The following is a 12,680-nucleotide window of genomic DNA, read 5'->3' as shown; positions in this document are numbered from 1 at the left end:
CTTGTTTTAAGTCCGATTAAATAAATTGTTCGCCATTATTCCCTACAGATAAGAATGCTAAAGCTGGAGTTTACCATGCACAAATTTACTAAAGCGCTGGCGGCCATCGGCCTGGCTGCCGTTATGTCACAATCCGCTATCGCTGAAAATTTAAAGCTCGGTTTTCTGGTTAAACAGCCGGAAGAACCGTGGTTCCAGACCGAATGGAAATTTGCTGATAAAGCCGGAAAAGATTTGGGATTTGAGGTAATTAAAATCGCCGTACCTGACGGCGAGAAAACGCTTAACGCCATTGATAGCCTGGCGGCGAGCGGCGCGAAAGGTTTCGTTATCTGTACGCCGGATCCAAAGCTGGGTTCAGCGATTGCCGCGAAAGCGCGCGGTTATGACATGAAAGTGATTGCGGTGGACGATCAGTTCGTGAATGCCAAAGGCAAACCGATGGATACCGTTCCGCTGGTGATGATGGCGGCCACCAAAATCGGCGAGCGTCAGGGCCAGGAGCTCTATAAAGAGATGCAAAAACGCGGCTGGGATGTAAAAGAGACCGCCGTGATGGCGATTACCGCTGACGAGCTGGATACCGCCCGTCGTCGTACCACGGGCTCCATGGACGCCCTAAAAGCGGCTGGCTTCCCGGAAAAACAAATCTACAAAGTCCCGACCAAATCCAACGATATCCCGGGCGCCTTTGATGCGGCGAACTCTATGCTCGTTCAGCATCCGGAGGTGAAACACTGGCTGGTGGTGGGGATGAACGATAACACCGTGCTGGGCGGCGTGCGTGCAACGGAAGGCCAGGGCTTTAAAGCACCGGACATTATCGGGATCGGCATCAACGGCGTGGACGCCGTGAGCGAACTGTCTAAAGCGCAGGCGACCGGCTTCTACGGCTCTCTGCTGCCAAGCCCGGATGTCCACGGCTATAAATCCAGCGAAATGCTTTACAACTGGGTGACCAAAGGGGTTGAGCCGCCGAAATTCACCGAAGTGACCGATGTGGTGCTGATCACCCGCGATAATTTCAAAGAGGAGCTGGCGAAAAAAGGACTGGGCGGTAAGTAATACGCTGTGATTGCGCCCCTCACACCCCGTGAGGGGCCTGAGGTACACACTACAGGAATCACGGAGTCGTTATGCAACAGTCTGATCCGTATCTCTCTTTCCGCGGCATCGGTAAAACATTCCCCGGCGTAAACGCGCTGACCGATATCAGCTTCGACTGCTATGCCGGTCAGGTTCATGCCCTGATGGGGGAGAACGGCGCGGGAAAATCCACGCTGCTAAAAATTCTCAGCGGCAACTACACGCCCACCACCGGCACGCTGGCCATTCGCGGCGAAGAGGTGGCCTTTGCCGATACCACGGCAGCGTTAAACGCGGGCGTCGCCATCATCTATCAGGAGCTGCATCTCATTCCTGAAATGACCGTGGCGGAGAACATCTACCTGGGCCAGCTTCCGCATAAAAGCGGCGTGGTCAACCGCTCGCTGCTCAACTATGAAGCGGGCTTGCAGCTCAGGCACCTTGGGCTGGATGTCGATCCGCAAACGCCCCTTAAGTATCTCTCCATCGGCCAGTGGCAGATGGTGGAAATTGCCAAAGCGCTGGCGCGTAACGCCAAGATCATCGCTTTTGACGAGCCAACCAGCTCGCTCTCGGCGCGTGAAATTGAAAACCTCTTTCGCGTGATCCGCGAGCTGCGCAAAGAGGGCCGCATCATTCTGTACGTCTCCCACCGTATGGAAGAGATTTTTGCCTTAAGCGATGCCATCACCGTGTTTAAGGATGGCCGCTACGTGCGCACCTTCACCGATATGCAGCAGGTCAATCATGACCAGCTGGTGCAGGCGATGGTCGGGCGCGATCTGGGGGATATTTACCACTGGAAACCGCGCGAGTATGGCCCGGAGCGTCTGCGTCTGGATAGCGTTAAAGCCCCAGGCGTGCGCACACCTATTTCACTCTCGGTGCGCAGCGGCGAAATCGTCGGGCTGTTTGGCCTTGTGGGGGCAGGGCGCAGCGAGCTGATGAAAGGGCTGTTTGGCGGGACGCGCATTACCCAGGGCCAGGTCTTCGTCGACGGGAAAAAGGTCGATATACAGAAGCCTGCGCAGGCGATTAACGCGGGCATCATGCTCTGTCCGGAGGATCGAAAGGCCGAAGGCATTATTCCAGTGCACTCGGTGCGCGACAACATCAACATCTCTGCCCGGCGCAAGTTTATCCGCGCGGGATGTCTGATTAACGACGGCTGGGAGGCGAGCAACGCGGATCACCATATCCGTTCGCTGAACATCAAAACCCCCGGGGCTGAACAGCTGATCATGAACCTGTCCGGCGGCAATCAGCAAAAAGCCATTCTGGGGCGCTGGCTGTCGGAAGACATGAAGGTCATTTTGCTGGATGAACCAACGCGCGGTATCGACGTGGGGGCGAAACACGAAATCTATAACGTCATCTATGAGCTGGCAAAACGCGGCGTGGCGGTGCTGTTCGCCTCCAGCGATCTGCCCGAGGTGCTGGGCGTCGCCGACCGCATTGTAGTGATGCGTGAAGGCGAAATTGCCGGTGAATTGCTGCATGAACAGGCGAATGAACAACAGGCGTTGAGTCTCGCCATGCCTAAAGTTAGCCAGGCTGTCGCCTGAGTAAGGAGTCAATGATGTCCTCTGTTACTACATCCGGAGCGCCGAAGTCGGCTTTCAGTTTTGGCCGCATCTGGGACCAGTACGGCATGTTGGTGGTTTTTGCCGCCCTGTTCGTTGCGTGCGCGATTTTTGTGCCAAACTTCGCGACCTTCATCAACATGAAGGGGCTGGGGCTGGCCATCTCCATGTCCGGCATGGTGGCCTGCGGAATGCTATTCTGCCTGGCCTCCGGCGATTTTGACCTGTCGGTCGCCTCGGTGATTGCCTGTGCCGGGGTCACCACTGCCGTGGTGATCAATATGACCGAAAGCCTGTGGATCGGCGTGCTGGCGGGGCTGATGCTCGGCGTGCTGAGCGGGCTGGTGAACGGCTTTGTGATTGCGCGCCTGAAGATTAACGCCCTGATCACGACGCTTGCGACCATGCAAATCGTGCGCGGTCTGGCCTATATCATCTCCGACGGTAAGGCGGTGGGGATTGAAGACGAGCGCTTCTTTACGCTGGGCTATGCCAACTGGCTGGGCTTGCCTGCGCCTATCTGGCTGACGGTAGCCTGTCTGATCCTGTTTGGTTTCCTGCTTAACCGCACCACCTTTGGACGTAACACCCTGGCGATTGGCGGGAACGAGGAAGCGGCGCGTCTGGCGGGTGTCCCGGTCGTACGGACCAAGATCATTATCTTTGTGCTTTCCGGGCTGGTGTCGGCAGCGGCGGGGATTATTCTGGCGTCGCGTATGACCAGCGGCCAGCCAATGACCTCTATCGGTTATGAGCTAATTGTCATTTCAGCCTGCGTATTGGGGGGCGTATCCCTCAAGGGCGGCATCGGAAAAATCTCATATGTGGTGGCGGGGATCCTGATTCTGGGGACCGTGGAGAACGCCATGAACCTGCTTAATATTTCTCCGTTCTCTCAGTACGTCGTACGCGGCCTGATCCTGCTGGCAGCAGTGATCTTCGACCGTTACAAGCAAAAAGCTAAGCGTACCGTCTGATTTATTTTTAGCCACTTATCTGCTCAACTATTAACCATAGTTGACTCCCTGACCGGCCCGCCAGTTATGCTGACGGGCCGGTTGCTAAATGGCGAGCGCCGTCACACTGTCTATACTTACATGGCTGTTTTGTTCACTGTAAGGAGGATTAGGGTGGCTGACTTGTTAACCGCACCGCCTGTACTGCCCGGAAAATTTGCTTTCTTTTTTGACCTCGACGGGACGCTCGCCGGGATTGAACCGCATCCTGACGACGTCGTTGTACCGGATCTGGTGTTAGAGAATTTGCAGCAGCTCTCCCGACAGAACGAGGGGGCACTGGCATTGATTTCAGGGCGCTCAATGGCCGAGCTGGATGTGCTCGCCAGTCCTTATCACTTTCCGCTGGCCGGTGTGCACGGAGCGGAGCGCCGCGATATCCATGATCAACTGCATATAGTTTCACTCCCCGATACGCTGGTTCAGGCGCTGCATGCGCAACTCTCTTCTGCTCTGGAACTGCTTCCCGGTACGGAACTGGAAGCCAAAGGCATGGCCTTTGCGCTGCACTACCGTCAGGCGCCTCACCATGAGGCGGCGATCTTTTCGGTAGCAAGAAGCGTGGCGGAAGCCCATCCGGAGCTGGCGTTACAGCCCGGTAAATGTGTGGTCGAGATTAAACCAGCAGGAATTAATAAAGGCGCTGCCATTGCAGCGTTTATGGCGGAAGCGCCGTTTAAAGGGCGTACGCCAGTATTTTTTGGGGATGACCTGACCGATGAGGCCGGGTTCAGCGTGGTAAACCAGGCCAGTGGCATGTCTGTCAAGGTAGGGCCGGGTGAAACCGTTGCCGGATGGCGGCTGGAAAACGTCGCCAGCGTCTGGCAGTGGATATCTGATGTCGCTAACCAGCAACAACAACAAATAGCGCAAAACAACGGGAGAAATCATTATGGGTCGCTTAGTCGTCGTCTCTAATCGCATCGCACCGCCGGATGATAAAAAAGCCAGTGCCGGTGGCCTGGCGGTCGGGGTATTAGGTGCCCTCAAAGCCGCGGGTGGTCTCTGGTTTGGCTGGAGCGGGGAAATCAGTAATGATGAGAAACCGCTTAAAAAGGTGTCACGGGGCAATATCACGTGGGCTTCCTTCGCACTCAGTGAGAAGGACTATGATGAATATTATTCCGAGTTCTCAAACGCCGTGCTGTGGCCAGCGTTTCACTATCGTCTGGACCTGGTGAAATTCCAGCGTGAATCCTATGAAGGCTATATGCGCGTTAATGCGCTGCTGGCAGATAAACTGCTGCCGCTGATCGAAGAAGACGATATTTTATGGATCCACGACTACCATCTGCTGCCTTTCGCCAGAGAGCTGCGAAAACGTGGTGTGAATAACCGAATCGGTTTTTTCCTGCACATTCCTTTCCCGACGCCGGAGATTTTCACGGCACTGCCGCAGCATGAAGAGATCCTTGAGGCGCTGTCCGATTACGACCTGCTCGGTTTCCAGACGGAAAACGACAGGCTGGCCTTCCTCGACAGCGTGTCCGGTAAAACCCGACTGGTCACTCACGGCGGCAAATCTCACACCGCGTGGGGACGTCATTTCCATACCGAGGTCTACCCGATTGGTATTGAGCCAGACGAAATTGCCGAGCAGGCCTCCGGTCCATTGCCTCCGAAGCTTGCCCAGCTTAAGGATGAACTCAAGCACGTTAAGAATATCTTTTCGGTTGAACGACTTGATTATTCCAAAGGGTTGCCGGAGCGATTCCTCGCGTACGAAACCCTGCTGGAAAAATTCCCGCAGCATCACGGCAAGATTCGTTATACCCAGATAGCGCCGACCTCACGCGGTGAGGTTCAGGCCTATCAGGATATCCGTCACCAGCTTGAGACCGAAGCAGGGCGCATCAACGGGCGCTACGGGCAGCTTGGCTGGACACCACTTTTCTATTTGAATCAGCACTTTGAGCGCAAAATTCTGATGAAAGTGTTCCGCTATGCGGACGTCGGGCTAGTCACGCCCCTGCGCGACGGGATGAATCTGGTGGCAAAAGAGTATGTTGCAGCACAAGATCCTGCTGACCCGGGTGTGCTGGTGCTGTCTCAATTTGCCGGTGCGGCAAACGAGTTAACCTCAGCGCTGATTGTAAACCCTTACGATCGCGATGACGTGGCAAATGCCCTGAACCGTGCGTTAACTATGCCGCTTGCGGAACGTATTTCACGCCATTCGGAAATGATGGAGACCATCATGAAGAATGATATTAACCGCTGGCAGGCGCGTTTTATTGACGATTTGCGCGCGATCCAGCCGCAAAGTCAGGAAGGTGATCTGCAAAAAAAGATCGCGACCTTCCCTAAACTCGCCTGATTTTCTCCGGGGGCATTAATTGCCCCCAAGAGGCACCAGCAGGACATCAACCTGGCTTGACGAAACGATAGATTTTGCCGAGCATGCCGCACGAGAAAAAAAACTCTGGTTATGATTTCCGCAAATAACCAGGTCAATATTCTCTTTCTGACAGATGTCGAGTATATGCGCGCTTAATTCACCGGTCGCGATAACGGTCTGATGAATCGGATAGTCTGCCCTCTCCACCAACTCTTGCAGGAATTGGTGCGTTTCCTCCTGCAATACCTCACGTATATCTTCCAGCATCGGCGCAGCCAGCTGATTATACATTTCGGGTTCTGCAGCCAGCGTGATCAGGCTGATGCGGGCATTGGCGGGGCGGGCGATGGATACGGCTCGGGCGACAAGCTGGTGGCTTTCGGGAGAAACAGCAACTGAAACAAGCAGATGGGAGTAACTCATCACGCACTCCTTTGATGTCAGAATGACAAGTTTCCCCAGCTTTACCGCGAAACTGCCATTACTGCAAGAGGTGAATGCGTCATTAGTGTGAAGCTTATCATAATTATTCATTAATTATTCTTATAAGAAGAATAACTGAAAAGATGGCCTAAATGAAAAAAATTAACAGCTTAACGTAAATTACACATTTTCCCTTCCGGGTGGTTAACTCGCCTTAACTCATCATCAACCCGGCGTAGATCGTTACGCAACGAAACTGATTTTTGTGTTGCCAGCGTTAACCTCCTGTTTTTACTTTATTAATTAATGGTAGTTTCAACGTGAAGTTTTCCCCGTAGCAGATCAATGCGGATTTGCCCTGTCTTTACATTTCCCAGACCCAATTCCCCCGTCCGGATGCATGAGTATTCGTTCCTGAAGAATATAAACAAGCTTGGGTTGGATAAAAAACACCCAAATTACAAGTCACGCTGATGGATTTATAGGTTACATTCGCGTAAATTATGTGACGCAGATCACATTTTTTTTAAATTCCAGGGGGGGCTGCATTGTATGTGTCAAAACTGACGAGTAGAGTTTGCGTCGAATTAGGAAAAATCTTAGTTATTTGTAAGAAAAGATAAAATGTGTAACCGACATTTTGGCCATGTTAACCGGTCACGCGCTTTACGACGTACAAACCTAAATTCAACTATGCATTTGGCCTTTTCTTTTTATACCGGGTGATTTCCCGGCGACATCACGGGGTGCGGTCTTTCCGCATAAAAATAATAGTTGGTTATTCGGGATGGGAAAAATGCATACATCCGAGTTGCTAAAACATATTTACGACATCAATTTGTCGTATTTATTGCTCGCGCAGCGTTTGATTAGTCAGGACAAACCGTCAGCGATGTTTCGTCTGGGTGTTAACGAAGAGATGGCAACCATGCTGGGGGGATTAACACTTCCGCAGATGGTCAAGCTGGCTGAAACCAATCAGCTTGTCTGCCAGTTCCGTTTCGATAACCCGCAGACCATTACGCGTCTGACTCAGGAATCCCGCGTGGACGATCTGCAACAGATCCACACCGGTATTCTTCTCTCCACCCGCCTGCTCAACGAAATCAGCCAGCCTGACGACGTAGCCCGGAAGAAAAGGGCTTAACAATGAGCGAAAAAAGCATTGTTCAGGAAGCCCGTGATATCCAGCTGGCAATGGAACTCATCACGCTGGGTGCGCGTTTACAAATGCTGGAAAGCGAGACGCAACTGAGCCGTGGTCGTTTGATCAAGCTGTATAAAGAATTGCGTGGTAGCCCACCGCCAAAAGGCATGCTGCCGTTTTCGACTGACTGGTTCATGACCTGGGAGCAGAACATCCATGCTTCCATGTTCTGTAACGCCTGGCAGTACCTGCTTAAAACGGGCTTATGCAGCGGCGTGGATGCCGTGATTAAAGCCTACAAACTTTACCTTGAGCAATGCCCGCAGCAGGAACAAGGACCCCTGCTGGCGCTGACCCGCGCCTGGACGCTGGTGCGTTTTGTTGAAAGCGGAATGCTTGAATTGTCGCGCTGCAACTGCTGTGACGGCAATTTTATTACCCACGCGCACCAGCCTGCGGGCAGCTTCGCCTGTAGTTTATGCCAGCCTCCATCCCGAGCCGTAAAAAGACGTAAACTTTCCCGGGATGCTGCCGATATTATTCCACAACTGCTGGATGAACAGATCGAACACGCTGTTTAACCCGAACCTGTGGGCAAGATTCCAGCAGCGGTAAGCGATTACCGCTGCTTTTTTTTACCCTGCGTTCAGGTCACGCGCTCGAAATGAACGTCCTGCCATAGTCACTAGCGGAAGGATGATGTCGTGCTTATCTTATTAGGTTACCTGGTAGTTCTCGGTACAGTTTTCGGCGGTTACATGATGACCGGCGGGCACCTTGGAGCACTCTATCAACCGGCTGAACTTGTCATCATCGGCGGTGCAGGGGTAGGGGCTTTTATCGTTGGTAACAACGGTAAATCGATCAAGGGCACGCTGAAGGCGATTCCGCTGCTGTTTCGTCGCTCGAAATACACCAAAAGCATGTATATGGATCTTCTGGCGCTGCTCTATCGCCTGATGGCGAAGTCACGTCAGCAAGGAATGTTCTCGCTGGAGCGGGACATTGAAAACCCGAAAGAGAGCGAAATTTTCGCCAGCTACCCGCGTATTTTGGCTGACGCGATGATGCTCGATTTTATCGTCGATTACCTGCGACTGATCATCAGCGGCAACATGAACACCTTCGAAATTGAAGCCCTGATGGACGAAGAGATCGAAACCCACGAGAGCGAATCCGAAGTGCCGGCCAACAGCCTGGCGCTGGTGGGCGACTCGCTTCCGGCGTTCGGTATCGTGGCGGCGGTCATGGGCGTCGTTCATGCCCTGGCCTCGGCGGATCGCCCGGCGGCTGAACTGGGCGCCCTGATTGCCCACGCAATGGTGGGGACGTTCCTCGGTATTTTACTGGCATACGGCTTTATCTCCCCGCTGGCGAGCGTGCTGCGCCAGAAGAGCGCTGAAACCACCAAAATGATGCAGTGCGTGAAAATTACGCTGCTCTCAAACCTCAACGGTTATGCGCCACCGATCGCCGTCGAATTTGGCCGTAAGACGCTCTACTCCAGCGAACGTCCGTCGTTTATCGAACTGGAAGAGCATGTGCGCGCGGTGAAAAACCCCAACCAACAGACGACAACTGAGGACGCATGAAAAACCAGTCCCATCCGATCGTCATCGTAAAAAAACGCAAGCATAAGGGGCACGGGCACGGTTCTCACGGCTCATGGAAGATCGCGTACGCCGATTTTATGACCGCCATGATGGCCTTCTTTCTGGTGATGTGGCTGATCTCCATCTCCAGCCCAAAAGAGCTTATTCAGATTGCGGAATATTTCAGAACGCCGCTGGCGACGGCGGTCACCGGCGGGCCGCGCATTTCGAACAGCGACAGCCCGATCCCCGGCGGCGGTGACGATTACACCCAGCAGCAGGGCGAAGTGAAAAAACAGCCTAACATCGACGAGCTGAAAAAACGGATGGAGCAGGCGCGCCTGAAAAAACTGCGCGGTGACCTGGATCAGCTGATTGAGGCGGACCCTAAACTGCGCGCGCTGCGTCCGCATCTGAAAATTGACCTGGTGCAGGAAGGGCTGCGTATTCAGATCATCGACAGCCAGAACCGACCGATGTTCAAAACCGGCAGTGCCGACGTGGAGCCCTACATGCGCGATATTCTGCGTGCGATTGCACCGGTGCTGAACGGCATTCCGAACCGCGTTAGCCTCTCCGGTCACACGGATGATTTCCCGTACGCCACGGGAGAGAAGGGATACAGCAACTGGGAGCTTTCTGCCGATCGCGCCAACGCCTCGCGTCGCGAGCTGGTGGCGGGTGGGCTTGATGATGGCAAGGTCCTGCGCGTGGTCGGCATGGCTGCAACCATGCGCCTGACCGACCGCGGACCGGATGACGCCATCAACCGTCGTATCAGTCTTTTAGTGCTGAACCAGCAGGCGGAGCAGGCCATCCTGCATGAAAACGCCGAAAGTCAGAATGAGTCACTGGACGATTTAAAACAGCCTGGGGCCGTCCCTTCGGCTGCCGTTCCAACATCGCCACCAGCCAATCCGAGGTGATAGCGTGAGCATGGATATTACCGATTTTTACCAGACATTTTTTGATGAAGCCGACGAATTGTTGGCCGATATGGAGCAACATTTGCTGGATCTGGTGCCCGAGGCACCGGACTCAGAACAGCTCAACGCCATCTTCCGTGCGGCGCATTCCATTAAAGGCGGAGCCGGAACGTTTGGATTTACCATTTTGCAGGAAACGACCCATTTAATGGAAAACCTGCTGGATGAAGCACGACGCGGTGAGATGCAGCTCAATACCGACATTATCAACCTGTTTTTGGAAACGAAAGATATTATGCAGGAACAGCTCGACGCCTATAAAAGTTCGGCAGAGCCTGATGCCGCCAGCTTTGAATACATCTGCAACGCGCTGCGTCAGTTAGCGCTGGAAGCCAAAGGTGAGGCGTCTGCGCCCGTTGTCCCTGCGGCAAAACTGAGCGTTGTTGACGCCGCGGCCAAACCAGACAGTGCGCCTGATGCGCCCGCAGGAAAATTGCGCGTAGTGCTGTCACGGCTGAAAGAGAACGAGGTCAACCTGCTGGAAGAGGAGCTGGGTAACCTGGCGACGCTCAGCAACGTGGTGAAGGGTAAAGACAGCCTGGCCGCGACGCTCGACGGCGGGATCGGTCAGGATGACATTGTGGCGGTGCTGTGCTTCGTGATTGAAGCGGATCAAATTGCGTTTGAAACCGAGGCGGCGGCCGTTGAAGTGCCCGCGCCGGCAGAAATTGCCCCTGCGGTAGTTGCCGCTGCCCCTGCACTGAAAGCCGTGCCCAAAGAGACGGCCGCCCCGGCCCGCGGTGAAAAACCGGCGGCGCGCTCCAGCGAGTCAACGAGCATTCGCGTGGCGGTGGAGAAAGTGGATCAGCTGATCAACCTGGTGGGTGAACTGGTGATCACCCAGTCGATGCTGGCCCAGCGCTCCAACGAGCTGGACCCGGTGACCCACGGCGATCTCATCACCAGCATGGGCCAGTTACAACGTAACGCCCGCGATTTGCAGGAATCGGTGATGTCCATCCGCATGATGCCGATGGAATATGTCTTCAGCCGCTTCCCGCGCCTGGTGCGCGACCTGGCCAGCAAGCTCAACAAACAGATCGAACTCACGCTGATGGGCAGCTCCACCGAGCTGGATAAGAGCCTGATTGAACGCATTATCGACCCGTTAACGCACCTGGTGCGTAACAGCCTCGACCACGGCATTGAGCTGCCGGAAAACCGCGTGGCAGCCGGAAAATCGCCAGTGGGCAACCTGATCCTGTCAGCAGAACATCAGGGCGGCAACATCTGCATCGAAGTGACCGATGACGGCGCGGGCCTGAACCGCGAGCGTATTCTGGCGAAGGCGATTTCGCAGGGCATGGCGGTCAACGAAAACATGACTGATGAAGAAGTGGGCATGCTGATTTTTGCCCCAGGCTTCTCAACCGCAGAGCAGGTCACCGACGTTTCCGGCCGCGGCGTGGGCATGGACGTGGTGAAACGTAACATTCAGGAGATGGGCGGTCACGTTGAGATCCAGTCTAAGCAGGGCGCGGGCACCACGATCCGTATCCTGTTGCCGCTGACGCTGGCCATTCTTGACGGCATGTCCGTTAAAGTGGCGGATGAAGTCTTTATTCTGCCGCTGAACGCGGTGATGGAATCCCTCCAGCCGCGCGAAGAAGATCTGCATCCGCTGGCGGGCGGCGAGCGCGTGCTCGAAGTGCGCGGCGAGTACCTGCCGCTGGTGGAACTGTGGAAAGTGTTCGAAGTGGACGGGGCAAAAACCGAGGCCACGCAGGGTATCGTTGTGATCCTGCAAAGCGCCGGACGCCGCTACGCGCTGCTGGTCGATCAGCTGATTGGTCAGCATCAGGTGGTGGTTAAGAACCTGGAAAGTAACTACCGCAAAGTGCCGGGGATCTCTGCTGCCACCATCCTGGGTGATGGTAGCGTCGCGCTGATCGTCGATGTATCGGCACTTCAGGGATTAAATCGTGAACAACGTGTGGCGAACACAGCCGCCTGATTAAGTAAAAGGTAATAACATGACCGGTATGAGTAACGTAACGAAACTGGCGGGCGAGCCATCTGGGCAGGAATTCCTGGTTTTCACTTTAGGTGATGAAGAGTACGGTATCGACATCCTGAAAGTGCAGGAAATTCGCGGGTACGATCAGGTAACGCGCATCGCGAACACGCCAGCGTTTATCAAGGGTGTGACCAACCTGCGCGGTGTGATTGTGCCTATCGTGGATCTGCGCGTGAAGTTCAGCCAGGGCGATGTGGAGTACAACGATAACACGGTGGTGATTGTTCTGAATCTGGGGCAGCGTGTGGTGGGGATTGTGGTGGACGGCGTGTCAGATGTGCTGTCGCTGACCGCCGATCAAATCCGTCCTGCGCCGGAGTTTGCGGTCACGCTGTCGACGGAATACCTGACAGGGCTGGGTGCGCTCGGCGAGCGTATGCTGATTCTGGTGAATATTGAGAAGCTGCTGAACAGCGAAGAGATGGCGCTGCTGGATATTGCGGCGAATCACGTGGCATAAAATAATGCCGGGTGGCGGCTTCGCCTTACCCG

12 protein-coding genes are annotated in these 12,680 nt (G+C 54.5%); 11 read left to right on the top strand and 1 reads right to left on the bottom strand.

Going from position 1 to position 12,680, the window contains the following annotated elements; all coding sequences use genetic code 11:
* Positions 1 to 75: 75 nt before the first annotated feature.
* The 5 genes from araF to otsA all read left to right on the top strand — a co-directional run bounded on the left by araF (position 76) and on the right by otsA (position 6,002).
* Positions 76 to 1,065: an arabinose ABC transporter substrate-binding protein AraF gene (gene araF / locus ACQG2Q_RS14615; protein WP_023300466.1), complete on the top strand. Its 990-nt coding sequence runs from the start codon at positions 76 to 78 to the stop codon at positions 1,063 to 1,065.
* Positions 1,066 to 1,136: 71 nt separating this feature from the next.
* Positions 1,137 to 2,651 carry an L-arabinose ABC transporter ATP-binding protein AraG gene (gene araG / locus ACQG2Q_RS14610; RefSeq protein ID WP_023306497.1) on the top strand — a complete coding sequence of 505 codons (1,515 nt, stop codon included), beginning with the start codon at positions 1,137 to 1,139 and terminating at the stop codon, positions 2,649 to 2,651.
* Between the two features lie 14 nt (positions 2,652 to 2,665).
* Positions 2,666 to 3,646: an arabinose ABC transporter permease AraH gene (gene araH, locus ACQG2Q_RS14605; RefSeq protein WP_022648516.1), complete on the top strand. Its 981-nt coding sequence runs from the start codon at positions 2,666 to 2,668 to the stop codon at positions 3,644 to 3,646.
* Positions 3,647 to 3,799: 153 nt separating this feature from the next.
* Positions 3,800 to 4,603 carry a trehalose-phosphatase gene (gene otsB / locus ACQG2Q_RS14600; protein WP_022648515.1) on the top strand — a complete coding sequence of 268 codons (804 nt, stop codon included), beginning with the start codon at positions 3,800 to 3,802 and terminating at the stop codon, positions 4,601 to 4,603.
* On the top strand, positions 4,578 to 6,002 hold the full coding sequence (gene otsA, locus ACQG2Q_RS14595) for an alpha,alpha-trehalose-phosphate synthase (RefSeq protein ID WP_058677595.1): 1,425 nt from the start codon (positions 4,578 to 4,580) through the stop codon (positions 6,000 to 6,002). Before otsB ends, otsA begins: the two co-directional genes overlap by 26 nt.
* 15 nt (positions 6,003 to 6,017) lie before the next feature.
* Here the strand turns inward: otsA and uspC are convergent, their stop codons facing one another.
* Positions 6,018 to 6,446 (bottom strand): universal stress protein UspC, encoded by a 429-nt coding sequence (uspC, locus tag ACQG2Q_RS14590; RefSeq protein ID WP_022648513.1) that lies wholly within the window; start codon positions 6,444 to 6,446, stop codon positions 6,018 to 6,020.
* A gap of 796 nt (positions 6,447 to 7,242) precedes the next feature.
* Here uspC and flhD point away from each other — a divergent pair.
* The 6 genes from flhD (at position 7,243) to cheW (ending at position 12,648) form a co-directional block, all read left to right on the top strand.
* Positions 7,243 to 7,593 (top strand): flagellar transcriptional regulator FlhD, encoded by a 351-nt coding sequence (flhD, locus tag ACQG2Q_RS14585; RefSeq protein ID WP_003859693.1) that lies wholly within the window; start codon positions 7,243 to 7,245, stop codon positions 7,591 to 7,593.
* 2 nt (positions 7,594 to 7,595) lie between these two features.
* Positions 7,596 to 8,174, top strand: coding sequence for a flagellar transcriptional regulator FlhC (flhC, locus tag ACQG2Q_RS14580; RefSeq protein ID WP_022648512.1), 579 nt, complete (start codon positions 7,596 to 7,598; stop codon positions 8,172 to 8,174).
* 123 nt (positions 8,175 to 8,297) lie between these two features.
* Positions 8,298 to 9,185, top strand: a complete 888-nt coding sequence (gene motA / locus ACQG2Q_RS14575; RefSeq protein ID WP_003859696.1) for a flagellar motor stator protein MotA — start codon at positions 8,298 to 8,300, stop codon at positions 9,183 to 9,185.
* A complete protein-coding gene (gene motB / locus ACQG2Q_RS14570) occupies positions 9,182 to 10,111 on the top strand; it encodes a flagellar motor protein MotB (RefSeq protein WP_022648511.1) in 930 nt (309 codons plus the stop codon). Before motA ends, motB begins: the two co-directional genes overlap by 4 nt.
* A 4-nt stretch (positions 10,112 to 10,115) precedes the next feature.
* Positions 10,116 to 12,125: a chemotaxis protein CheA gene (gene cheA / locus ACQG2Q_RS14565; RefSeq protein WP_022648510.1), complete on the top strand. Its 2,010-nt coding sequence runs from the start codon at positions 10,116 to 10,118 to the stop codon at positions 12,123 to 12,125.
* A gap of 19 nt (positions 12,126 to 12,144) precedes the next feature.
* Positions 12,145 to 12,648, top strand: a complete 504-nt coding sequence (gene cheW, locus ACQG2Q_RS14560; protein WP_003859699.1) for a chemotaxis protein CheW — start codon at positions 12,145 to 12,147, stop codon at positions 12,646 to 12,648.
* The last annotated feature ends 32 nt before the right edge of the window (positions 12,649 to 12,680 follow it).

The organism is Enterobacter cloacae complex sp. 370H10 (assembly GCF_050031535.1).
In the GTDB taxonomy this organism is placed as follows: domain Bacteria; phylum Pseudomonadota; class Gammaproteobacteria; order Enterobacterales; family Enterobacteriaceae; genus Enterobacter; species Enterobacter intestinihominis.
The sequence above is the reverse complement of the archived record's forward strand: the minus strand, read 5'-3'. Positions and strand labels throughout refer to the sequence as shown.

Bases quoted from the DNA above. Each gene is read 5' to 3' on its own strand.
- araF (WP_023300466.1), top strand. From the start codon at position 76: ATGCACAAATTTACTAAAGCGCTGGCGGCCATCGGCCTGGCTGCCGTT.
- araG (WP_023306497.1), top strand. From the start codon at position 1,137: ATGCAACAGTCTGATCCGTATCTCTCTTTCCGCGGCATCGGTAAAACA.
- araH (WP_022648516.1), top strand. From the start codon at position 2,666: ATGTCCTCTGTTACTACATCCGGAGCGCCGAAGTCGGCTTTCAGTTTT.
- otsA (WP_058677595.1), top strand. From the start codon at position 4,578: ATGGGTCGCTTAGTCGTCGTCTCTAATCGCATCGCACCGCCGGATGAT.
- uspC (WP_022648513.1), bottom strand. From the start codon at position 6,446: ATGAGTTACTCCCATCTGCTTGTTTCAGTTGCTGTTTCTCCCGAAAGC.
- flhD (WP_003859693.1), top strand. From the start codon at position 7,243: ATGCATACATCCGAGTTGCTAAAACATATTTACGACATCAATTTGTCG.
- flhC (WP_022648512.1), top strand. From the start codon at position 7,596: ATGAGCGAAAAAAGCATTGTTCAGGAAGCCCGTGATATCCAGCTGGCA.
- motB (WP_022648511.1), top strand. From the start codon at position 9,182: ATGAAAAACCAGTCCCATCCGATCGTCATCGTAAAAAAACGCAAGCAT.
- cheW (WP_003859699.1), top strand. From the start codon at position 12,145: ATGACCGGTATGAGTAACGTAACGAAACTGGCGGGCGAGCCATCTGGG.